This window comes from Halomonas aestuarii, assembly GCF_001886615.1.
GTDB classification, from domain to species: Bacteria; Pseudomonadota; Gammaproteobacteria; order Pseudomonadales; family Halomonadaceae; genus Halomonas; species Halomonas aestuarii.
In genome coordinates this window covers 2,068,411-2,090,459 of record NZ_CP018139.1, presented here as the reverse complement: position 1 = coordinate 2,090,459, position 22,049 = coordinate 2,068,411, and the positions used below count along the sequence as shown (strand labels likewise).

Annotated in this window: 23 protein-coding genes and 1 tRNA gene; 14 read left to right on the top strand and 10 right to left on the bottom strand. The window is 69.9% G+C overall.

The window, feature by feature from the left end; genetic code table 11:
• The first annotated feature begins 31 nt into the window (after positions 1–31).
• Positions 32–1,315 (top strand): HlyC/CorC family transporter, encoded by a 1,284-nt coding sequence (locus tag BOX17_RS09735; protein WP_071944072.1) that lies wholly within the window; start codon positions 32–34, stop codon positions 1,313–1,315.
• Positions 1,316–1,322: 7 nt separating this feature from the next.
• Here BOX17_RS09735 and BOX17_RS09730 read toward each other — a convergent pair whose 3' ends face one another.
• Complete coding sequence (locus tag BOX17_RS09730) at positions 1,323–2,030, bottom strand: 1-acyl-sn-glycerol-3-phosphate acyltransferase (protein ID WP_083582126.1); 708 nt, start codon at positions 2,028–2,030, stop codon at positions 1,323–1,325.
• Positions 2,030–2,647 (bottom strand): TetR/AcrR family transcriptional regulator, encoded by a 618-nt coding sequence (locus BOX17_RS09725; RefSeq protein ID WP_071944070.1) that lies wholly within the window; start codon positions 2,645–2,647, stop codon positions 2,030–2,032. Before BOX17_RS09725 ends, BOX17_RS09730 begins: the two co-directional genes overlap by 1 nt.
• 188 nt (positions 2,648–2,835) lie before the next feature.
• Here BOX17_RS09725 and BOX17_RS09720 point away from each other — a divergent pair, with 188 nt between their 5' ends.
• Together BOX17_RS09720 and BOX17_RS09715 are read left to right on the top strand one after the other, a co-directional pair.
• Positions 2,836–3,522 (top strand): SOS response-associated peptidase, encoded by a 687-nt coding sequence (locus tag BOX17_RS09720; RefSeq protein WP_071944068.1) that lies wholly within the window; start codon positions 2,836–2,838, stop codon positions 3,520–3,522.
• A complete protein-coding gene (locus tag BOX17_RS09715; RefSeq protein ID WP_086830728.1) occupies positions 3,522–6,359 on the top strand; it encodes an insulinase family protein in 2,838 nt (945 codons plus the stop codon). The genes BOX17_RS09720 and BOX17_RS09715 overlap by 1 nt, the downstream gene beginning before the upstream one ends.
• Positions 6,360–6,461: 102 nt before the next feature.
• Here BOX17_RS09715 and sbcB read toward each other — a convergent pair whose 3' ends face one another.
• From sbcB to minC, 4 genes are all read right to left on the bottom strand, one after another.
• Entirely contained in the window at positions 6,462–7,952 is a 1,491-nt protein-coding gene (gene sbcB / locus BOX17_RS09710; protein ID WP_071944064.1) for an exodeoxyribonuclease I, read from the bottom strand.
• Between the two features lie 163 nt (positions 7,953–8,115).
• Positions 8,116–8,367, bottom strand: coding sequence for a cell division topological specificity factor MinE (gene minE, locus BOX17_RS09705; RefSeq protein WP_071944062.1), 252 nt, complete (start codon positions 8,365–8,367; stop codon positions 8,116–8,118).
• Positions 8,364–9,182, bottom strand: a complete 819-nt coding sequence (minD, locus tag BOX17_RS09700; protein ID WP_071944059.1) for a septum site-determining protein MinD — start codon at positions 9,180–9,182, stop codon at positions 8,364–8,366. The genes minE and minD overlap by 4 nt, the downstream gene beginning before the upstream one ends.
• Positions 9,183–9,254: 72 nt before the next feature.
• Positions 9,255–10,025: a septum site-determining protein MinC gene (gene minC / locus BOX17_RS09695; RefSeq protein WP_071944057.1), complete on the bottom strand. Its 771-nt coding sequence runs from the start codon at positions 10,023–10,025 to the stop codon at positions 9,255–9,257.
• 252 nt (positions 10,026–10,277) lie between these two features.
• On the opposite strand from minC, the gene BOX17_RS09690 reads away from it, so the two are divergent.
• Entirely contained in the window at positions 10,278–13,052 is a 2,775-nt protein-coding gene (locus BOX17_RS09690; RefSeq protein ID WP_071944055.1) for a DUF349 domain-containing protein, read from the top strand.
• Positions 13,053–13,156: 104 nt separating this feature from the next.
• Here BOX17_RS09690 and phbB read toward each other — a convergent pair whose 3' ends face one another.
• Positions 13,157–13,903 carry an acetoacetyl-CoA reductase gene (phbB, locus tag BOX17_RS09685; RefSeq protein WP_071944052.1) on the bottom strand — a complete coding sequence of 249 codons (747 nt, stop codon included), beginning with the start codon at positions 13,901–13,903 and terminating at the stop codon, positions 13,157–13,159.
• A 197-nt stretch (positions 13,904–14,100) separates the two neighbouring features.
• On the opposite strand from phbB, the gene BOX17_RS09680 reads away from it, so the two are divergent.
• Positions 14,101–14,177: transfer RNA gene (locus BOX17_RS09680), tRNA-Met, on the top strand.
• A gap of 426 nt (positions 14,178–14,603) precedes the next feature.
• On the opposite strand, the gene BOX17_RS09675 is transcribed toward BOX17_RS09680, so the two are convergent.
• A complete protein-coding gene (locus BOX17_RS09675; protein WP_341853278.1) occupies positions 14,604–15,374 on the bottom strand; it encodes a DUF3750 domain-containing protein in 771 nt (256 codons plus the stop codon).
• 79 nt (positions 15,375–15,453) lie between these two features.
• Here BOX17_RS09675 and BOX17_RS09670 point away from each other — a divergent pair, with 79 nt between their 5' ends.
• Positions 15,454–16,389 (top strand): tetratricopeptide repeat protein, encoded by a 936-nt coding sequence (locus BOX17_RS09670; protein WP_071944051.1) that lies wholly within the window; start codon positions 15,454–15,456, stop codon positions 16,387–16,389.
• 92 nt (positions 16,390–16,481) lie between these two features.
• Here the strand turns inward: BOX17_RS09670 and BOX17_RS09665 are convergent, their stop codons facing one another.
• Positions 16,482–17,660 (bottom strand): MalY/PatB family protein, encoded by a 1,179-nt coding sequence (locus BOX17_RS09665; RefSeq protein ID WP_071944049.1) that lies wholly within the window; start codon positions 17,658–17,660, stop codon positions 16,482–16,484.
• A 43-nt stretch (positions 17,661–17,703) separates the two neighbouring features.
• On the opposite strand from BOX17_RS09665, the gene BOX17_RS09660 reads away from it, so the two are divergent.
• Positions 17,704–18,135, top strand: a complete 432-nt coding sequence (locus tag BOX17_RS09660; protein ID WP_071944047.1) for a hypothetical protein — start codon at positions 17,704–17,706, stop codon at positions 18,133–18,135.
• 6 nt (positions 18,136–18,141) lie between these two features.
• On the opposite strand, the gene BOX17_RS09655 is transcribed toward BOX17_RS09660, so the two are convergent.
• A complete protein-coding gene (locus tag BOX17_RS09655; protein ID WP_071944045.1) occupies positions 18,142–18,483 on the bottom strand; it encodes a hypothetical protein in 342 nt (113 codons plus the stop codon).
• 55 nt (positions 18,484–18,538) lie between these two features.
• Between BOX17_RS09655 and BOX17_RS09650 the strand changes: the two genes are divergently transcribed.
• The 7 genes from BOX17_RS09650 to BOX17_RS09625 all read left to right on the top strand — a co-directional run bounded on the left by BOX17_RS09650 (position 18,539) and on the right by BOX17_RS09625 (position 22,040).
• A complete protein-coding gene (locus BOX17_RS09650; RefSeq protein WP_071944044.1) occupies positions 18,539–19,363 on the top strand; it encodes a hypothetical protein in 825 nt (274 codons plus the stop codon).
• A gap of 58 nt (positions 19,364–19,421) precedes the next feature.
• The gene (locus BOX17_RS09645) at positions 19,422–19,829 is read left to right on the top strand and encodes an acyl-CoA thioesterase (RefSeq protein WP_071944042.1); all 408 of its coding nucleotides are present in this window, start codon (positions 19,422–19,424) and stop codon (positions 19,827–19,829) included.
• Positions 19,826–20,296, top strand: coding sequence for a Cys-tRNA(Pro) deacylase (ybaK, locus tag BOX17_RS09640; protein WP_071944040.1), 471 nt, complete (start codon positions 19,826–19,828; stop codon positions 20,294–20,296). The genes BOX17_RS09645 and ybaK overlap by 4 nt, the downstream gene beginning before the upstream one ends.
• A gap of 68 nt (positions 20,297–20,364) precedes the next feature.
• Positions 20,365–20,691 carry a hypothetical protein gene (locus tag BOX17_RS09635; protein ID WP_071944038.1) on the top strand — a complete coding sequence of 109 codons (327 nt, stop codon included), beginning with the start codon at positions 20,365–20,367 and terminating at the stop codon, positions 20,689–20,691.
• Positions 20,663–21,184, top strand: coding sequence for a DUF501 domain-containing protein (locus BOX17_RS09630; protein WP_071944036.1), 522 nt, complete (start codon positions 20,663–20,665; stop codon positions 21,182–21,184). The genes BOX17_RS09635 and BOX17_RS09630 overlap by 29 nt, the downstream gene beginning before the upstream one ends.
• A 63-nt stretch (positions 21,185–21,247) precedes the next feature.
• Positions 21,248–21,370, top strand: coding sequence for a hypothetical protein (locus tag BOX17_RS17225; protein WP_279626218.1), 123 nt, complete (start codon positions 21,248–21,250; stop codon positions 21,368–21,370).
• Between the two features lie 115 nt (positions 21,371–21,485).
• Positions 21,486–22,040 carry an LOG family protein gene (locus BOX17_RS09625; protein WP_071944034.1) on the top strand — a complete coding sequence of 185 codons (555 nt, stop codon included), beginning with the start codon at positions 21,486–21,488 and terminating at the stop codon, positions 22,038–22,040.
• Positions 22,041–22,049 lie beyond the last annotated feature (9 nt).

Here is a 22,049-nt window from a genome sequence, read left to right as displayed (position 1 = left end):
AGCCTGATACGCCTTTGAGGATCCTTCGACCTTGAGTGACGACTTCCCGCTGGGACTACTGTTCAGCCTGCTGTTCCTGCTCGTCTGCCTGTCCGCCTTCTTCTCCAGTTCCGAGACCGGAATGATGTCGATCAACCGCTACCGCCTGAGCCACCAGGCGAGCAGCGGCGACTCTCGCGCCGAGCGGGTCATGCGCCTGCTGTCGCGGCCGGACCGGCTGATCGGCGTGATCCTGATCGGCAACAACTTCGTCAACAACCTGGCGGCCTCCATCGCCACCATCATCGCCATCCACTTCTTCGGCGAGGTCACGGGCCCGGCCGTGGCCACGGCGCTGCTGACCATCACCATCCTGATCTTCGCCGAGGTCACGCCCAAGACCTATGCGGCGATCAAGCCCGAGCGCATCGCCTACCCCGCCTCGCTGGCCCTGGAGCCGCTGCTCAAGCTGCTCTACCCGCTGGTGTGGCTGGTCAACGCCATCTCCAACGGCCTGCTGCGGCTGATGGGCGTGAAGAGCATCGACGGCGGCGCCGACCACCTGACCCGCGACGAGCTGCGCACCGTGGTGCACGAGGCCGGCACCCTGATCCCCCGCCGTCACCAGTCGATGCTGCTGTCGATCCTCGACCTGGAGAACGTCACCGTGAACGACATCATGGTGCCGCGCCACGAGGTGATGGGCCTCGACCTGGACGATGACCTGGAGGAGATCCTGGCCCAGATCCGCACCAGCCAGCACACCCGGGTGCCGGTCTACAAAGGCGACATCAACAACATCATCGGCATGCTCCACCTGCGCAACGCCGCGCGCTTCCTGTCCCGCGGCGACGTGACCAAGGCGGCCATCGTCCAGGAAGCCCGGGAGCCCTACTTCATTCCCGAGTCCACCCCGCTGCATACGCAGCTGCTCAACTTCCAGAAACAGAAGCGGCGCATCGGGATCGTGGTAGACGAGTACGGTGACGTGGAGGGGCTGGTGACCCTGGAGGACATCCTCGAGGAGATCGTCGGCGAGTTCACCACCGACGTGGCGGGGCTCGACCAGGAGATCCACCCGCAGGAAGACGGCAGCCACGTGATCGACGGCACCGCCAACATCCGCGACATCAACAAGGCGCTGGGCTGGCAGCTGCCCACGGATGGCCCCAAGACCCTCAACGGCGTGATCCTCGAGCACCTGGAGTCCTTCCCCGACGGCCCGGCCTGCCTGCAGATCGACAGCGTGCGCATGGAGATCCTCGAGGTGCGCGACAACCTGATCACGGCGGCACGCTGCTGGCAGCAGGTAAGGCGCGCCCCGCGACGCGCCTGAGCCGAGGCTACCCCCGACGAGCGGGCACGGCCCAGCGATCGGCCTCGGCCTTGAGCGCGCACACCCGGGCCGCCACCATCCTGCGACTCACCTCGGCGGGCGGTATCGCGTCGCCGAAGTAGAGCGCCACCCGCGCCCGGAAGCGCCGGGGCGGCCGGGTCAGCGCCTTGCCCCCCTCATGGGAGGTCCAGGACCCCCAGAGGCCGGCCAGCCCGGCCGGGATCACCGGCACGGCGTCCCTGGCCAGGATCAGCTCCAGGCCGCGGCGAAAGGGCTGTATCTCGCCGTCCGGCGTCAGCCGCCCCTCCGGAAACACCATCACCACCTCGCCCTGGCGCAGCGCCCGGCTGACCTCGGCCAGCGCCTGGCGCACGCTGCCCGGGTCGCGCCGATCGGCATCCACGGGGATGGCCCCCACCCGGCGAAACAGCCAGTTGAGCCAGGGCGAGTCGTAGATCGGCTTGTCCATCAGGAAGCGCAGCGGACGGGGGCTGGCCACGCCCACCACCAGCGCATCCATGAAGCTGACATGGTTGCAGACGACGATGGCGGGGCCATGCGGCGGGATCTGCCCGCGACCGCGAAAGCGCAGGCGATAGAGGAGATGGAGCAGCAGGGCGAGCAGCCGCCGCAGGAGGGGCCGCGGGGCACTGGCCAGCCGCCAGCTGCCCGCCGCCATCGCCAGTCCCGTGACCCCCCAGAGCAGCGGGGTCATCACGGCGCGTCCGGCGCCTGCCTGAGGCCGGCCAGGATGGTGGAGAGCAGCTGGTCGAGCAGGTCGCCCACCTCCAGCGGTTCGCCCTGCCAGTAGCCGAGGCGTTCGTTGAGGCCCAGCTGGACCAGGCCATGTACACTGCCCCACAGCGTGCGGCTCAGCCGCCAGGCCTCCAGATCGTCCAGGGCCGGCTGGTACTCCTTGAGGGTCGCCTGCACGCGCAGGAAGAGGCCCTCGATCATCTCGTTCTGGCGCTGGTCCAGCTCGCCCTCCTGGGCCAGCGGATAATCGAAGAGCAGCTGCCAGCGATGGGCATCCTGGCGGGCGAACTGCCAGTAGGCCCGGGCCAGCGCCTTGAGGCGCGCCTCGGGGACCTCGTCGGCGAGCAGGGGCTCGATCACGCCACGCAGGCGGGCCAGGGTCTCGACGTTGACGTGCTGCAGCAGGTTGCTGAAGCTGCCGTAGAGCTTGAGCAGGGTGCTGGGGGCACAGCCGACCTCGCGCGCCAGGGCCCGCAGCGACAGCGTGTGGGCCGGATGCTGCTGCAGCCAGGCATCACAGGCCTCCATGACATGGGCATGGAGTGCCTCGGGGGCATGCTGTCTGGGACGAGCCATCGGGTTCCTCACAGGGTGGTGGCGGGCATCGCGGTCCGGGCAACAAGGATACTCTCATCGAACACTGTTTTCGACAGGATATCCGACACCGATGACGTTGCAAGTCGCCGGGAGGATCGCGACGCGTTCGCGACTTTTCTCCCCCGGGCGACTTGGTTACCCTGACGCCCCACCCACCCGGAGTCCCCATGGCCGGCCGACTGCACATCGCCCCCATCGACCTCGAGCGCCTGCTGCCCGACCTGGTCGCCGAGTCCTCGCTGATCACCGGCGCCAACCTGGCCCCACGTCGCCCCCTGTCGCTCATCCGCCTGGAGGCCGGCAGGCCTCGGCTGGGGTCGGCCTTCTGGGGGCTCACGCCGCCCTGGCTGAAGGTGCTCGATCACGCTCCCCACTGCGCCCGGGCCGAGGCACTGCAGAGCCGCCCCATGTTCCGCGAGGCCTTCGGCGCCCGTCGCTGCCTGGTGCCGGCCACCGGCATCTACGCATGGAAGCCTCAGCCGCGCTTCAAGCAGCCCTTCCTGATCACCCGCGTCGATCGCGGCCCGCTGCTGCTGGCGGGGATCTGGTGCCGTTTCCACACGACCCTGAGTCAGTACAACGACTCCCTGGCACTGGTCACGGTGCCCACCAATGCGCTGCTGGCGCCCGTTACCGACCGGCTGCCGGCGGTGATCGAGCCGCGGGATGCCCTGCGCTGGCTCGATCCGCAGACGCCGACGGCCGAGGCCCAGGCCCTGCTCGGCCCCGCGCCCGGGGAACTTCTGGGCGCCTTCACGGTATCAAGGAAGGTCAATGATCCCGCCAACCAGGATCCGACCTGCGCCCACCCCACCGGTCCCATGCTGCGCCACCACGTTCAACAGGAGCGATGATGACCAAAGCCCTGCCCGCCCCTTGCCGCCAATCGGGCCGCCTGCTCGTCTGGCTGGCCATGGCCACTGCCCTGCTGACGGGCCTGGCCGCCCGAGCCGACGCCGTGCACGAGACCGTCTCTCCTCGGGTCAGCCCCCACGATGACCGCGACTACCGCGCCCTGACCCTCGACAACGGGCTGAGCGTATTGCTGGTCAGCGATCCGGAGGCCGACAAGGCCGCCGCCTCGTTGAACGTGGACGTGGGCAGCGCCCATGACCCTGAGGACCTCGCCGGCCTGGCCCACTTCCTCGAGCACATGCTGTTCCTGGGCACCGACGCCTACCCCGAGTCCGATGCCTACCAGGGCTACCTGAGCCGACACGGGGGCAGCCACAACGCCTTCACCGCGCCCCTGGACACCAACTACTTCTTCGACATCGAGCCCGACGCCCTGGCCGGCGCCCTGGATCGGTTCAGCCGCTTCTTCGTCGCCCCGCTGTTCAATGCCGACCGCCTGGAGAGCGAGCGCAACGTGGTGCACTCCGAGTACCAGGCGCGCCTGCGCGACGACGGCCGCCGAGCCCAGGACGTTCTCGACCAGCTGCTCAATCCCGACCATCCCGCCACCGGCTTCTCCGTGGGCAGCCGAGAGACCCTCGCCGACCGGCCGGAGGGTGAACCGAGCCTGCGCGAGCGCGTGATCGACTTCTACGAGTCGCACTACGATGCCAACGTCATGCACCTGGCCGTGGTGGCGCCCCAGCCCCTCGATGAGCTGGAGGCGCTGGTCAACGAGCGCTTCACCGCCGTCCCCGACCGCGGCCTCTCCCGGCCGACCATCGAGGAACCGCTGGTCGAGGCGCAACGCCTGCCCCGTGGCGCACGGATGCAGTCGGTCCGCGATAGCCAGCGGGTCAGCTTCATGTTCCCGGTGCCGGACCCCGAGACCGCCTATCCCCACAAGCCCGCCGACTACCTGGCGCACCTGCTCGGTCACGAGGGCGAAGGCAGCCTGCTCGCGGCGCTGCGCGAGGCGGGGTGGGCCGATGGCCTCTCCGCCGGCGTGTCCCGTGGCGACGGCCACCAGGCGCTGTTCACCGTGGACATCAGCCTGACCCCGGAGGGGGCCGGGCAGCTGGAACGCATCCAGGCCAGCCTGTTCGCCACCATCGACCGGATACGCGAATCAGGCCTCGAGTCATGGCGCCATGAGGAGGAGGCGCGCCTTGCCCAGCAGCAGTTCCGCTTCCAGCAGCATGGCTCGCCGCAGAGCGACGCCATCCGCCTGGCCATGAACCTGTCGCGCTACCCCCTGGAGGACGTCAACATCGCGCCCTACCGCATGGGCGACTTCGACCGCGAGCTCATCGAGCAGTGGCTCGATGGCCTGCGCCCCGACCGGCTGCTGCGCCTCTACAGCGGCCCCGAGGTCGAGGGCGATGAGGTCTCGCCCTGGTTCGACGCCCCCTGGCGCGAGGTCAGTGTGGCAGGCGATGCCGAGCCGCTTCCCGGCATCGCCCTGCCCGCCCCCAACCCCTACATTGCCGAGAATCTCGAGCTGCTCGACGTGCAGGACGAGGCGCCCGGTCTGCGCATCGACGAGACGGGGTTCGATTTCTGGCACATGGCGGACGCCACCTTCGACACTCCCCAGGCGGAGTGGCGCTTCAGCCTCCAGCACCCCGCCGCCAGCCAGGAGGCCCGCGAGGCGGCGCTCTCCCGGCTGCTCGCCGGCTGGCTCGTCGACAGCCTCAACGAGACCCTCTATCCGGCGCGGCTGGCCGGCCACCACTTCGAGGCCTATGCCCATGCCCGCGGCATCACCCTGTCGTTCTCCGGCTGGCGGGACCGCCAGGACCGCCTGATCGAACGGGTCGTCACGCAGCTGCGGGAAGGGGAGATCGACGCGGCGACCTTCGACAGGGTGCGCTACCGCCTCCAGCGGGAATGGCGCAATGCGCCCCAGGATGCGCTCTATCGCCAGGCCCACCGCACCCTGTCCGAGGCGCTGGTCCGCCCGCAGTGGCCCACCGAGGCGCTGCTGGCCTCCAGCCAGGACCTCGAGGTCAAGGACCTTCGCGACTTCCGCCGGCGCTTACTCGACGACCTGCATCTGGAAGCCATGGCGGTGGGGAACCTGGATCGCGAGCTCGCCGAGCGCGAGGCGCGTCAGGTGGCCGAGGCACTCGCGCCGACCCTCTCCACCGAGGCTATCCCGGACCTCGTCCCCCTGCAGGCGGAGGACCTGCCCGAGCTCACCCCGACCACCACCCGGGAGGACTCGCTGGTGCTGCGCTACCTGCAGGGGCCGGACCGCTCGCTGGACAGCCAGGCGCTCCTGGCCGTGCTGGGCCAGCTGCTGGAGACCCCCTTCTACCAGCGCCTGCGCACCGAGGAGCAGCTGGGCTACGTGGTCAACGCCGGCTACTCGCCCATGCTGGACGCCCCCGGCATCAGCCTGCTGGTACAGTCTCCCGACACCGACAGCGAGGCGATCCAGGCCCGCATCGATGCCTTCCTGGACGACTTCGGCCAACGCCTCGGGGCGCTCGGCGACGATGACCTGGCGCCCTACCGGCAGGCCGTGCATGACGCCCTGATGCAGCGCGACACCAGCCTGTCCGGGCGCACCAATCGCCTGTGGCGCGCCCTCGCCTACGGCGACACCGGCTTCGACCGCCACCGCCGCCTCGCCGAACGCGTCCTGTCGGTGACGGCCGACGAGCTGCGCGAGTCCTGGCCGACGCTGTGCGAGGCGGCCGTCGCCCGGATCAGCTTCGACTCGGGCGACGAGGCCAGCGACGTGCTGGCCCTGAGCCGGCACCTGGCACCGCTTCCCGAGGACGACGACTGAGCCGCGGCAGGTACCCCGAGACGAAAGCGCCCGGCCATCTTGGCCGGGCGCTTTCGTTGGCAACCACTGCGGGCAATTACAGAAGAGAGAGGAGGCCCTTGGTCAGTCGAAGGCCTGGGGCGGCATCATCGCCTCGACGTGCATCACCAGCTCCTCGAGGATCTGACGGTCCCGGTCGGACAGCGAGACGGCATTGAGCCGCTCGATCTCGCGGGCGAAGTCCTTCAGCGTGAGGCTCGCGACGGCCGGGTCGTTCATGCGCTCCCAGCGGAAGGCCTCCCAGCGCGCCAGCTCCTCGCTCTCCAGGGTTTCCGGATAGCTGCGGGCCCGGAAGCGGAACAGCATCTCCTCGAGCCGCGGGTCCTGGAAGGCGAAGCGGGCCCCCACCAGGTCCCAGGGGTCAGTCTCGCGCACCCGCTGCATCTGCTGACGGTCCGCCGGCGAGAAGAAGCCGCCGGAATAGAGCATCAGGTCCGGGTCCCGGGGCGGCTCGGGGTGGGCCGCGGAGAACACCTCCGCGACCCGGGAGGCGATCTCGGGACGGGCGGCGAGCTGCTTCCAGTGCTCACGGCACGCGGCCAGGTCGAGCCCCAGGCGCTCGACGATGTCGCCGTAGTCGCCCTGACGGGGTCCCGAGACATCCTTGAGCGCGCTGGTCGGAAAGAGCACCGGGCACTTGTTGATATGGATCACCTTGAGGGGGATCCGCTCGGTCCCCTCCGCCAGGTCATCGTTGCTGACGAAGACCCGCTCGCGGATCTGTTCCGGGGTCAGCTCCATCAGGGGCGCCGGGTCCATCGAGAGGTCGAAGACGATCACCCCGTTGGGATTGGAGGGGTGCTCGGCCAGCGGCATCACCAGGGCGCTGCAGCCGCGGCTGGCCGGATAGCGCCGCGAGATGTGCAGCACCGGCTTGCGACCGGGCAGGTCCAGCTGCCGGGAGACGGCACGCTTGCCGCGCAGGCCGAGCAGGTAGTCGAACAGCCGGGCGTTGCAGTCGCGCAGCAGCCTCGCCAGGGCGATGGTGGCGCGGACATCCGCCAGGGCATCGTGGGCCCCTGCATGGGCGATGCCGTTGGCGGCGGTCAGGTGCTCCAGCTTGAAGCTCGGGGCGCCGTCGTCGCGCGTCGGCCACTCGATCCCGTCGGGGCGCAGGGCGTGGAAGGCGCGAATGACATCGATCAGGTCCCACCGCGAGTTGCCGTTCTGCCACTCCCGGGCGTAGGGATCGAGCAGGTTGCGGTAGAAGAGGTGACGGCTCACCTCATCATCGAAGCGAAGGCTGTTGTAGCCCAGGGCGCAGGTGCCCGGCTCGCTCATGGCCGCCTCGATGCGGCCGGCGAAGTCGGCCTCCGTCAGCCCGCGGCGGCGGGCCTGCTGCGGCGTGATCCCGGTGATCAGGCAGGCCTGGGGGTGGGGCAGGAAGTCATCGGCGGGCTTGCAGAAGAACTCGAGCGGCTCGCCGATCTCGTTGAACTCGGCATCGGTACGGATGGCCGCGAACTGGGAGGGACGGTCGCGACGCGGGTCGGCGCCGAAGGTCTCGTAGTCGTGCCACAGGAAGGTCTGTGGGGCGGCTTGCGACTGCGCCATGGGCGGGAGCTCTCCGAAGGGCGTGGATTCACGGGCCCAGCCTACCACAGCCCCTCGGGCGACTCAGCCGCCGGGCTTTTCGTCAAGAACGCTCAGGGCGGCCCATCGGCCATCAGGGACACGCCCGGCGCGGTTCCGCCCTGGGCACGCCCGGGCGATTCGCTCAGGCCTTGGGCAGGGTGACGTTGAGCTCCAGCACCGAGCAGTTGTCTTCGCTGTCGAGGGTGATGTTGACCGCGTCGTCATCGATCTGCACGTAGCGGCGGATCACCTCCAGCAGCTCCTTTTCCAGAAGCGGCATGTAGTCAGGCTGTCCCCGCTGGGTGCGCTGATGGGCCACGATGATCTGCAGCCGCTCCTTGGCGACCGACGCGGACTTCTTGCGCTCTCGCTTGAGGAAATCGAGCAACTTCACCGGCGGACTCCTCCAAACATGCGGCTCAACAGGCCTTTCCTCTGGTACTCGTGGAAGCGCAGCGGCACCTCTTCGCCCAGCAGCCGGGCCACCGTATCGGCATACGCCTGGCCGGCATCGCTGTTGTCATCGTGGGTGACCGGGATCCCCTGGTTGGAGGCCCGCAGCACCGCCTCCGACTCGGGGATCAGGCCGAGCAGGTCGATGGCCAGGATCTCGCGGATGTCCTCCAGGTTCAGCATGTCCCCCAGGTCGACGCGACTCGGGTTGTAGCGGGTGATCAGCAGATGCTCCTCGATCGGGTCCTCGCCGCGCTCGGCACGCCGGGTCTTGGACGCCAGCAGGCCGAGCATGCGGTCGGAGTCGCGCACCGAGGAGACCTCGGGGTTGGTGACCACGATCGCCGCGTCGGCGAAGTACATGGCCAGCTGGGCGCCGCGCTCGATGCCCGCCGGGGAGTCACAGATGATGAAGTCGAAATCCTTGCCCAGGGTGTCGAGCACCTTCTCGACGCCTTCCTGAGTCAGGGCGTCCTTGTCGCGGGTCTGGGAGGCCGGGAGGATATGCAGGTTGTCGACCCGCTTGTCGCGAATCAGGGCCTGGTTCAGCCCCGCCTCGCCCTGGATCACGTTGACCAGGTCATAGACCACGCGGCGCTCGCACCCCATGATCAGGTCGAGGTTACGCAGCCCCACGTCGAAATCGATGACCACGGTCTTCTTGCCGCGCAGCGCCAGCCCCGTGGCGATGGCTGCTGCGCTGGTTGTCTTGCCGACCCCACCCTTGCCGGAGGTCACAACGATGATCTTGGCCAAGTGTCACATCCTGTCTTGTCGTGATGAAAGGGAATGGTGGCGTGAACGCTGCCGCCACTCTGCTGGCCGGCATCAGCCCAGCGGCTTGATGCCCAGTTGGCCGTCGAACAGCTGGACCTGGACGGTGGTGCCCAGCAGGCGCGGGTCGATGTCCTCGAGGCGCTTGTAGTTGCCGGCCACCGAGAGCAGCTCGGCATGCAGTTCACGGCAGAAGATACCGGCCTTGACGTCCCCATGGATACCGGCCAGGGCCCGCCCGCGCAGGGCTCCGTAGACATGCACGCTGCCGGCGGCCAGCACCTCGGCCCCGGCATTGACCGCGCCCACCACCACCAGGTCGCCCTCGGGGGCGGTCACCTGCTGGCCGGAGCGTACCGTGCCGCGGTAGATGCGCCCCCCCGCGGTGCTGGCCGCCACGGTGTCGGGCGCGTCGTCCACCACCACGGGCTCGTCCACCTCGGCCTCGACCGGGGACTCGGCATCGTCGGCCACGCTCTCCAGGGGACGGGGGCGCGAGGCCTCCTGGGGGGGGAACCAGCCCAGGCCCAGGGCCCAGGCCGACTGCTTGACCGGATCCGGCCCACCCCGGACCGCCACCGGCAACAGCTTGTGGGCCCGGCACACCGCACAGATGCGCTCCAGGGCCAGATGGGGTTCGTCGAGCTTCTCCACGTTGAGCACGACCGGAGTATGCTGGAAGAAGGCCGGTGACTGGCTGAGCTTGCCCGCCAGCTGCTCGCGGATGCGCTCGGGATCGGCACTGGTCAGTTCCATGACCGTCATCGGCAGCATCCCTCCCTTGAAGGTGAAGGCCATACTGTCCCTGTCCACTTTGAGACTCATTGCCGAACTCCACGTCGGGTGATGGTCGGGTACAGCACCAAAGCTAAGCGAGTGGCTGCCACCCTGCAACTGATCATAAGGTCATCGAGGCGCGATGTCAGTGTCTCCAGGCGGCCACACCCTGCCGCCGCACAGACTTTTCTGCTGGCGCGTCACGTGCTTAGATACTATAGACCCAGGCTCCGCGCCGCCTCCACCGACAACAATGATCATCTTGCGCTCCGCCCGGGAGCGCTCTCGTCAGGATGCCCCATGTCAGGACTCCTCCGCCGCCTGTTCGCCCCGCGCTGGAAACACCCGGATCCCGAGGTCCGCCGCCAGGCCGTGTCACGTCTCGACCCCTCCAGCGAGGACCAGCGCCGCACCCTTGAGCAGCTGGCCCGGGACCCCGACCCCGGCGTCCGCCTGGCCGCGCTGGAGACGATGGAGGACCCCGAGCGCCTGCTGGCGCTGTACCGGGACGGGGACGCCTCCCCCGAGCTCCGAGCGCACCTGATCGCCCTGCTCGCCGGCCGCCGCGGCCACCACGACCTGCCGGCGCGTACCGCGCTGGTGGAGCGACTCGAGGACCGGGCGCTGCTGAACGAGCTGGCCCTGCAGGGCGACAACCAGCAGCTGCGCCTCGCCGCCCTGGCCCGCCTCGAGGCGGAGGAGGACCTGATCCGCCAGGCCTGTGACAACGGCATCGCCGCCGTCCGCCACGCCGCCGCCGCCCGGGTCGAGAGCGAGGCCGGCCTCGCCCGACTGGCCCAGGAGGCCCGCCGTGACCGCCAGGTGGCCCGCGGGGCCCGGGAACGCCTCAACCGGCTGCGCGCCGACGCCGCCTCCCTGGAGGCGGCCCGAACGGAGCGCGAGGCCCTTCTGGACAAGCTCGAGCAACATTCCCAGGGCCCCTGGGAGCCGCTCTATGCCGGGCGCTTCCGCCACCTGATGCGGGAGTGGTCGCGAATGCGCGACCTGGCGGATGCCCGGCAGGAGCGGCGCTATCAGGATGCCTGCCAGCGCTGTCGCAAGGTCATCGGCGACCATGAGGCCCAGGAACATGCCCGGGACGCCGACGATCGTCGTCGGGAGAGTGCCGACCAGACCCGGGAGTCCCTGGTCGAGGCCCTGGAGGAGAGCCTCGACGGCTTGCATCAGGGCGAGCATCTGACCGATCAGGACATCGCCAGCCTGCGCGCCCAGAAGCGCCTGCTGGCCAGCCGCTGGCAGGCGCTCTCCGAGCAGCACCTGGCCGACGAGGCGCTTCGCGGCCGCTACGACCAGGCCCTGGCCGACTACGAGCGGATCGTCCAGGCCAGGGTGCGCCTGGATGAACGCGCCAGCGACATCGAGGCGGCCATGGCCGAGGGGGATGTGGATCGCCTGAGGGCCCTGGTCGAGGCCTGCGGCTGGCCGGACGGCCTGACACCGGCGCCGCTGCTGGCACGAGCCCGAGAACGGCTGGCCAGGAAGACGCCTCGGGACGACGGGGACCTCGACGCAAGGCTTGCGCGGTTCGTCGAGGAGCTGGACCAACTGGAGGGCCTGCTGGAGAGCGGCGCCTTCAAGGGCGCCAGCCGACTCCACCAGCGCCTGCGCCAGCAGGCCGAGCAGCTGCCCCTGCCGGATGCCGACCAGGCGCGACTCAAGCGCCTCGCGGCACGGCTTGCCGAACTCCGCGACTGGCGCGGCTTCGTCGCCGGCCCCAAGCGCGACCAGCTGTGCCAGGCCATCGACGAGCTGGCCGAGAACAGCCTGCTGACCGAGGCCGAGCTCGACCGCCGCCACCGCCAGCTGGTCAAGGAGTGGAAGAGCCTGGGGGACGCCGCCGCGAACCGCGAGCAGTCCGCCCGCTTCCGTGCCGCCTCCGACCGCATCAAGGAACGCCTGGCCCCCTGGCGGGAGCGCCAGCAGGCCGAGCGGCAGCGCAACCTGGAAGCCCGGGAGACACTGTGCGAGCAGCTCGAGACGCTGCTCCAGCAGCCTGCCCACGAGGCCGACCCCGATGCGCTGCGCGAGATCCGCGACCGCTCGCGGGAGCAGTGGCGACGCTTCGCCCCTGTGCCCCGCGAGCAGGCCGAGCCCATCGGCCGACGCTTCGGCCGCATCCTCCATGAGCTTCAGGCCCTGATCGACCGGCGGGCCCTGGAGATCGCCGAGGCCAAGCGCGAACTGATCGAACAGACCCGCGAGCTGCTGGCGCGCGACCTGCCACCGGGCAAGCGGGCCGACCAGGCCAAGGCGCTGCAGCGTCGCTGGCGGGCGCTGGGACGGGCGCCCAAGGGCGAGGAGCAGGCCCTGTGGCGGGAATTCCGCGCGCTGTGCGACGACATCTTCGCCAGCCGTGAAGCCGCCCGTGACGACCAGGCCCAGCGCAACCGTGCCCGACTGGAGGCCATGCAGGCCCTGATCGACCGCCTGGACGCCTGGCATCCCTCCCGGAGCCGCGAGGCCGACGTGCTGGACGAGGCCGTCCGCGAGGCTTCGGCGCTGGAACCCCTGCCGTCCGGCCGGCGCACCGAGGGCATGCGTCGCCGCTGGAACGGCATCGTGCGGGCCCGCAGCGAGCGACTGGACCGCCTGGCCCTGGCCGAGGAAGCCCACCGCTGGCAGGCCATTCGCCCTCTGCTCAATGCCCACCTTCAGGCGGATGCCCGGCGGCTGGCCGGCGGCGCCATCGAGGAGGTCCCCCTGCCCGAGGACCTCGACCTGCCGGCCGAGCTGCGACGCGCCCATGAACGCCGTAATGCCGCCCGCCAGGCCGGCACCACCGACGAGGCGGAGGAGCGGCTCTCCCGCCTGCGGGCCCACCTCTCCCTGCTGGCCGGCGGTCACGTCCATCAGCGTGACGACCCACTGCGCCTGGCGATCCAGGTCGAGCGCCTCAACGAGAACATGGGCCAGGAGATCTCCCGCACCGAGGAGCTCCACCAGATCCTCGGCGAGCTGCTCGCCAACGGCCCGATGCCCGAGGGACTGTGGGAGCGCGAGGTCGGCGAACTCGACCGGATGCTCGAGAGCCTCGCCGAACTGCCTCCGGCCTGAGCAAACAGAGGTCCTACCGACACGAAAACGCGAGGCCGTGGCCTCGCGTTTTCGTGTCTGCCACCGGGGTCACCGGCGGCCCGTATCCTGCGGTGGTCGGGCGATCAGCCCATGAACTGGCCACCGTTGATGTCGATGTTGGCGCCGGTGATGAAGCCCTGGTCCTTGTCGGCCAGGAAGGCGACCAGGCGACCGATCTCCTCGGGGGTGCCGTAGCGCTTGACCGGGATGGTCTCGCGGATGGCCTCGCGCACTTTCTCCGGAATGTTCATGATCATGTCGGTGGCGATGTAGCCGGGCGAGACCGTGTTCACGGTGATGCCCTTGGTGGCGGTCTCCTGGGCCAGCGACATGGTCAGGCCGTGCATGCCCGCCTTGGCCGCCGCGTAGTTGACCTGGCCGAACTGGCCCTTGCGGCCGTTGATGGAAGAGATGTTGATGATCCGGCCGTAGCCCTTGTCGAGCATGCTCTCGATCACGCTGCGGCAGGTGTTGAAGACGCTGTTGAGGTTGGTGTCGATGACCTCGCTCCACTGTTCCGGCGACATCTTCTTCAGCGTGCCGTCCCGGGTGATCCCGGCACAGTTGACCAGCACGGCAACCGGACCGTGCTTCTCCTCGATCTCCTTGACCCCTTTCACGCAGGCATCGTAGTCGACCAGGTCGATCCCGGCGATGTCGATGTTGTCGAGGCCCTCGGACTTCTGGGTCTCCAGCCAGGTCTTGGCCTTCTCCGGGTTGTGGTAACCCGCAACCACCATGTAGCCCTGTGAGGCCAGCTCGCGGCAGATGGCGCTGCCGATGCCTCCGGTACCACCGGTGACCCAGGCGACGGGTGCTTGAGTTGTCATAGGCTATTACTCCCTTATTTGGATGACATCATGTCTGGCGCGACCAGATGGCCACCACCAGCCTTAACATAATGCGGTGCTGGGCTGTCAAAGTGATGACGCGAGATGAGTATGGACCAGGGAGCGGTCTCGGGACGAGCGTTTCAAATCGCTCCTTGACTAAAGGCGAAGGATCGGTAGAATACGCCTCACGTTGATGCGGGGTGGAGCAGTCTGGTAGCTCGTCGGGCTCATAACCCGAAGGTCATCGGTTCAAATCCGGTCCCCGCTACCAAATTTGAGAGAGAGGCCAGGACCGAAAGGTGCTGGCCTTTTTCGTGCCCGGGGCAGAACCTCCCGGCAGCTCGTCGGGCTCGGTTCTCGACAGCTCCGGGAAGGTCATCGGTTCCCTGTCGTTTCAGGTTCAGCGGTCCCCGCTGACAAATTTGAGAGAGAGGCCAGGACCGAAAGGTGCTGGCCTTTTTCGTACCCGGGGCAGAACCTCCCGGCAGCTCGTCGGGCTCGGTTCTCGACAGCTCCGGGAAGGTCATCGGTTCCCTGTCGTTTCAGGTTCAGCGGTCCCCGCTGCCAAATTCAAGAGAGAGGCCAGGACCGAAAGGTGCTGGCCTTTTTCGTGCCTGAGGCAGAACCTTCCGGCAGCCCGTCGGGCTCGGCTCTCGACAGCTCCGGGAAGGTCATCGGCTCGTGTTCCTTGCCAGCCTCACCCCTCGCCCCGCCCCTTGACGGCGGGGGCCATGCCCAGCCGGCCGATGCCCGGCAGTTTGAGCGCCGGGCGTCGCGGATCGATTCCCAGGGAGAGGCCCAGCAGGTTGAGCTCGAGCCCCTCGTCACGCCCCAGGGTCACCCCCAGCAGGCCGACCAGGGAGGCGGTGACGCCGAGGCCACCCGGCGCCTCTGCCAGCGGCCCCTCCAGCAGGTAGTCCTTGCCCACGGCCGTCACCGGCAGCGCGGCCTCGAGCCCGTCCACCTCCCGGATCAGCCAGGCGATGAAGGTATTGCTGTTGGGCCCTGGCCAGGCCCGATAGGTCGAGGGCGCTGGATAGGCCGCCACCGCGGCCTCTATCGGGCCGATCATCGCCGCCGCCGCCTCGCCACGGTAGTCGGCGTGCAGCGTGGGCGCGCTGCCGTACCAGGCCCGGTCGGGCGTGGCGGTCGACCGGGAGACCAGCGACGGACGGCGCCAGCTGAGCACATGGTGCATGCGCCAGGCCTCGGCCCCGGCGTCCCGCGTCGCGATCCAGGTATGCACCCCGAAGGCCCCGCGCCATCCCCAGGCCCTGGCCGCGTAGAGCTGTACCACCGCCTCGGAGGCCTCGGCAGGGGACGGCGCCAGGCCGGCCGGGGCACGGCTGGCCGAGGACCAGTGGCCGCCCCGGTCCACCTCGCCGCTGGCCAGCATCCACAGCGGCCCGGCCAGCAGCAGGGCGAGCACCACCGCCATGCCGGAGATCACGCGCCATATTCGTCGCACCACAGGCCCACCCCCTTGAAGTCACGGGCGATCACCCGCATCTGTAGAGCAAATTCATCCTCACGCAAGGCTAGCGATCATGCCCATCGTCGACCCCCGTACCGGTGAGCCGCTCACCGACGACCTCTCCGCCGGCGAGTCCCAGGCCGGGCCCTCCGGCGACCAGAGTGCCGACATGATCCTCGATGTCGATGCCGGCAACATCCAGCAGCTGCTCGAGACCTCGATGCAGGTCCCGGTCCTGCTAGACTGCCGAAGCCCGGCCGAGGAGGCCAGCCGGCAGCTGAGCCAGGTCCTGGAAAAGCTGGCACGGGAATACAACGGGGCCTTCCTGCTGGGCCGTCTCGACGTCGACGAGAACCGGGAGATCGCCGGCCAGCTCGGCGTGCGCTCGGTGCCGGACGTCAAGCTGGTCAGCCAGGGCGGCCTGGTCGACCACTTCCAGGGCGCCCTGCCGGAGAAGCAGATCCGCGAGTGGCTGGGCCGCTACTTCCCGGCTCCGGAGAAGGCCCCGCAGACGCCCGAGGACCAGGCCGCCGAGGCCCTGGCCACCGGTGACGCCGCCACCGCCCGCGCCCTCTACCAGGAGCTGGTGCAGCAGTATCCCCAGCACACGCCCTATCAGGTGGAGCTGGCCCGCGCCTTGGTGGCCGAAGGCGAGGCCGAGCAGGCCCGCGCGCTGCTCGACAACCTGCCCCCGGAAGAGCGGGATGCCGCCCCGGCCCGCGGCGTGCGCGCCAGCATCGAATTCGGCGAGCAGGCGCCCTCCGCCGAGGAACTGGCCGCCCTGGGCGACCGCGATGACAGCGAGGCGCAGTTCAAGCGCGCCCTGCGCCAGCTGGCCGATGGCCACTACGAGGCCGGACTGGAGGCCCTGCTGGGCCTGATGAAGCGCGACCGGGCCTACGGCGAGGATGCCGCCCGCCGCACCCTGCTGCAGGGCTTCGACGCCCTGGGGGCGGATCATCCGCTGACGGTCGCCTACCGTCGCAAGCTCTTCGCCCTGCTCTACTGAGCCCGGACCGGAACGTCGGTTCCCGTCGATGATGGCCGCCCCCCCCCGGGGCGGCCATTGCCGTCTGGGCCCCGGCGATGGCCTGCCGCGAGTCAGCCCTTGAGCTCGCCATCCAGCCGGGCCAGGGCCGCCTCCAGCTGGGTCGCCGTGGTGCCGAAGTTGAGGCGGGCGAACCCTGGCCAGCCGAAGTCGGCGCCGTCGGAGAGCGCGACCCCCGCCCGTTCCAGCAGCTGACGCTGGGGAGAGGACTCGCCCCCCTGCAAGGCAGGTGCCTCGCGAAGGTCCAGCCAGGCCAGGTAGGTGGACTCGGGAGGGCTCATGGCCACCCCCGGCCAGCCGGCCACCCGGTCCACCAGGGTCCGACGATGGCCTCGCAGGACCTCGAGCAGCGCCTGCCGCCAGGGGTCGCCATGGGCATGGGCCGCCTCGGCGGCCACCAGCCCGAGCACGTTGCCGTCGGGCTGCAGCCCCCGGGCCGCCGCGGCCATGCGCCGACGCAGCCCGGCGTCGGGGATCACCGCACAGGCCGTGGTGAGCCCCGCCAGGTTGAAGGTCTTGGAGGGCGCCCATAGCGTCAGGGTGCGAGCGGCCAGTTCGGGAAAGGCGGCGGCCAGCGGCGTGTGGCGGGCCCCCTCGTCCAGCAGCAGGTCGCAGTGCAGCTCGTCGGAGACCACCAGCAGGTCGTGGCGCTCCACCAGCTCGGCCAGCCCCGCCAGCTCCTCGCGCGTCCAGACTCGCCCGGTGGGGTTGTGGGGCTGGCACCACAGCAGCAGCCGGGTCTCGGGGGTGATCGCCGCCTCCAGGGCCTCGAGGTCGAGCCACCAGCGCCCCCCCGGGGCGCCCGGCGCCTGCAGGGCCGCCTGCTGGGGCAGGCGCCCGGTGCGCTCGGCGACGCGCAGGAACGGCGGATAGATGGGTGTGACGGTCAGAACCCCGTCCCCCGGCTCGGTGAGCGCCAGGCTCGCCAGGTGAAGGGCCGGCACCACGCCCGCCAGCCAGAGCTGCCAGCCCGGCTCGATGGTCCAGCCGTAGTGCTCGACGCTCCAGGCGCAGAGGCTCTCGCGCAGCGAGTCGGGCACCAGGCCATAGCCGAAGACGCCGTGCGCTACCCGCGCCTGCAGCGCCTCGATGACCGCCGGCGGCGAGGCGAAGTCCATGTCGGCGACCCACAGCGGCAGCACCTCCTCGCCGTAGCGATGCCACTTCTGCGAGGGCCAGGGGCCGCCCGAGGGGTGGCGACGCTCGACGGGCGTGGCAAAATCGAATTCCATGTGCAGTTCCCGCTCTCAGAAGGCCAGCAAGATGACAGAAACCATGCCCCATGACGGCTTCTATGCCAAGGTGCGCCGCGGCCTGCCCGCCCTGGTTGGGCAGTGGCTCACCCTGGGCCAGGGCGATCCCGACCGCCTGGCGCTGCTACTCGCCGAGACCGCCCGGGTGACACGGATCGGCCTCCCGGAGGAGACCCCGGACGGCGAAACCCTCGTCGCCTGGAGCGAGGCCGACGGCGAGGAACCGCCGCTGTGGGCGGCGCGCACCGCGACCTTCCTGCTGGTGCAGATGCCCGCCCGTCCCCTGCCGGCCGGCGACGACGAGGCCTGCGCCTGGGCCTACTGCTGGCTGCGCAACCGCGACTTCGAGGCCGTGGAGGCCGCCCAGCGAGCCCTGCCCGACCACCTGCGCGAGCCGCTGGCCGTGGCGCTCAAGGCCGCCTGGACCGACCTCAAGGGGCTGCGGCTGGTCTGAGCGCCGCTAGCCTCGCCGCGCCGCCCGCTTCTTGGGCCGGAAGCCGTCCGGCTTGGTGGAGAGCCAGGCCACAAAGGTCTGGATCTGCGGGTGGGCCATCAGGGCCTCGCGGCTGCGATAGTAGTCGGCCAGTTCCCGCTCGCCCAGCACCGCATGGATGTGCTTGTGGCAGGCATGGCAGAGCCAGAGGATGGCGGTGAGCCGCTCGGCCCGGTCGAAGCGGCGCCGATAGCGCGGCTTGCCGTGCAGGGCGCGGGGGATCAGGTGGTGCTTCGTCAGCGGTGCCGCTCGCCCGCACAGCTCGCAGGCCTCGGGTCGCGGCGGGGGCGTGAGATCATGACCGGCCATGGCGAGCCTCCCGAAATGCCCATCGTTCCAACATGACAAGGACTCGAAATATCCCATGGACGTTCCCCTGACGTGGCAGCTGGCCAAGCTGCTGGTCTCCATCGGCGTGGTGCTCGGCCTGTCGATGATCGCCGAGCGGGTCAGCCCCCGCGTTGCCGGCCTGCTCTCCGGCTATCCCCTGGGCACCGCCATCGCGCTGTTCTTCATCGGCCTGGAGATCTCGCCGGCCTTCGCCACCGAGAGCGCCGTGCACACCCTGGCGGGCTTCAGCGCCACCCTGGCGCTGGGCGGCGGCTACCTGCTGTGCGCCCGCCGCGACGGCCTGGCCGGCGTGCTCGCCGGCAGCGCGGGAGGCCTGGTCGCCTGGCTGGCGGCGAGCCTCGTGCTGACCCAGGTGGAGTTCACGCGGCTGACCGGCACGCTCACCACCCTGGTCGCCATCGTCGTCTTCCTGCGGCTCTACCGGCGGGTGCCGGATGCCGCCATCGCCCCTCGGGGCGGCTTCGGTTGGTCGGCGCTGGGCCTGCGAGCCGGCCTGGCCGCCGGCATCATCTTCCTGATCACCGGCCTGGCCCACGTGGTGCCGTCCGCCTGGGCCGGGGTCATGGCCGCCTTCCCCGTGACCATGTACCCCTTCCTGGTGATCCTGCACCTGACCCACGGCGCGGCGCCGGTGGCCACGGTGATCAAGCACTACCCGGCTGGGCTCGGCGCGCTGCTCTGCTATGCCCTGAGCATCTCGCTCACCTACGAGCGCCTCGGGCTGGTCATGGGCACCCTGGCCGGCTTCGCCACCGCCACCGCCTGGCTGCTGGCCTGGACCCGCCTGCAGGCATGGTGGAGGGCGCGCCAGGCGAGTCGCCGCGGCGCCGGCACTTGACCGAGCGCTTGCTCGGGGCAAAGCTGTCCCTCCGGAGACAATCACAAGGAACCCGCCGATGTTCGTACGCACCGTCGAACCCGCCTTCTACGACACCGATGCCCTGGGCCACGTCAACAACACCCGGCTGCCGGCCTGGTTCGAGCTGGCCCGCAACGACCTCTTCCGCCTCTTCACGCCGGACCTGGACCCGCGCAAGTGGCGGCTGATCATGGCGCGCATGGAGGTCGACTACCGGGCCGAGCTGCAGTATGGCCGCGAGATCGAGATCCGCACCTATGTCTCGCGGCTCGGCAACAGCTCCTTCACGGTCAGCCAGGAGGCCCGCCAGGACGGGAAGCTGACCAACCTCGGCCACACCGTGATGGTGCATTTCGACCACGACACCAAGCAGGCCATTCCCATCGAGGGAGAACTGCGCGAGGCCCTGGAGGCCCACCGCCAGGAGGAGCCGGCAGACGCATGACCCCGGCAGTGAAGGTACTGGAGAAGGCCGGCGTGGCCTTCCACCTGGACAGCTACGAGCACGACCCTCGCACCCCCGCCTTCGGCGAGGAGGCCGCCCGGGCCCTGGGCCTCTCCCCCGACGAGGTATTCAAGACCCTGCTCGCCCGCCTGGACGACGGCCGCCTGGTGGTGGCCATCGTGCCGGTCTCGGCCCAGCTCGACCTCAAGGCCCTGGCCCGGGCCGCCGGGGGGCGCAAGGCCGGTCTCGCCGACCCCGCCGAGGCCGAGCGAACCACCGGCTACGTGGTGGGCGGCATCAGCCCGCTGGGCCAGCGAAAGCGCCTGCCCGCCTTCCTCGACGCCAGCGCCTCGAACCTCGAGGCGATCCACGTCAGCGGCGGCCGGCGGGGGCTGGAGATCCGCCTCGCCCCCGGCGACCTGCTCCGCCTGACCGGCGCCCGCGAGGCCCCGCTGGCCAGGCGCTGAGCCAGCCCGGGACAAACCCGGCCCCCCCGCTGTCACAGCAAGGCAGCCATCAACCGACGGGAGCTCCCATGGCCATCCGCTACACCCTCTGGCTGGACCCGGACGACACCCCTCGGCACCGTGCCGTCGAGGCCGAACTGAAGCGCTACTTCCTCGCGCGCTTCGCCGACTATCCGCACATCCGCTTGTTCGGCGCCGACCCTTACGATTATGATGCGCCGTTCAATCGCCTCTATGACGTGCTGATGGCAAGGGCCGGCGAGTACTGCGAGCGGGAATGGCGCTACGTGCCGACCCCCGAGCAGCTCAATCGCGCCTTCTTCCTGGCCGTGGGGCACTCGACCAAGTTTGTACGGGACGACGACGATGGTGATCCGAACCGATCAGGCCCCTGACGAGCGCCAGCTGGCCATCATCGCCGAGCAGCTCGGCCGTGCGCCCCGCGGCATCGAGGCCCTGGCCGCCACCGACGGCGAGGGCACCCCGCTGGTGCTGCGCATGGCCCCCATCGTCGACGGCAAGCCCTTCCCCACGCTCTACTGGCTCTGCTCGGAGCGCCTCAAGGTCGAGATCTCGCACATCGAGGCCGCCGGGGTGATCAAGCAGCTGGAGACCCGCCTGCAGGAGGACCCCGACTTCCTCGCCGCCTATCACCGCAGCCATGACGCCTATGTGGCGGCCCGCTGGGACTTCATGAGCGAGGCCCAGCGGGCGGAGGTCTTCCGCCTCGGGTATGATCGCGTCCTCACCGAGCGCGGCATCGGCGGCATCGCCAACCGGGACCAGGTCCGCTGCCTGCATACCCAGTATGCCCACCACCTGTGCGGCGAGAACGTCATCGGCCAGTGGCTCGACGAGCACTACGGGGTCGCCGACTGCCTGTCGTGACCCCGGCACTTCCCCCAACGGCACCACCCTGACGATAAACCTACGATAAAAGGAGAACCCCGGATGTACCTGGATACCCATGTGATTGCCAGTCTCGCGCTGATCGCCAGCATGCTCGTCATCGGCGGCGTGGGCGTCAAGCTGCTGCGCCAGGCCATCAAGCGCGACGCTGCAGACGCGCGCTGAGCCGGCCATCACGACCTCGAAGGGCGCCCTCAGGGCGCCCTTCGCGTTTTCGGGCCGGGACTTCCGGCGCCGTGGCCCGAGCCGCTAGGATGAGGGCCTGGCCAAGGAGGAAAGCATGTCGAGATTCTGCGTCTACCTGGGGTCCCGGGAGGGCCGTGACCCGCACTTCCTCGAGGCCGCGCAACGGCTCGGGGACGAACTGGCCCGGCGCGGCCATGGGCTGGTCTACGGCGGCGCCCGCGTCGGGATGATGGGTCGCCTGGCCGATGCCGTGATGGCGGCCGGTGGCGAGGCCATCGGCGTGATGCCCGACCACCTGGTCGAGCGCGAGCAGGCCCACCATGGGCTGACCGAGCTGGTCCGGGTGCGCAACATGCACGAGCGCAAGGCCAGCATGGCCGCCCATGCCGATGCGTTCATCGCCCTGCCCGGCGGCATCGGCACCCTGGAGGAGCTCTTCGAGACCTGGACCTGGCAGTACCTCGGCCTCCACGACAAGCCCATCGGCGTGCTCGATACCGCCGGCTTCTATGCCCCGCTGCTGACTTTCCTCGACAGCACCGTGGAACAGGGCTTCCTCAATGGCCGCACCCGGGCAGCGCTGATCGATGCCACCGAACCCGCCGACCTGCTGGACGCCCTGGAGGCCCGGCTGGCCAGCGGCGACTGACCGGTCCCC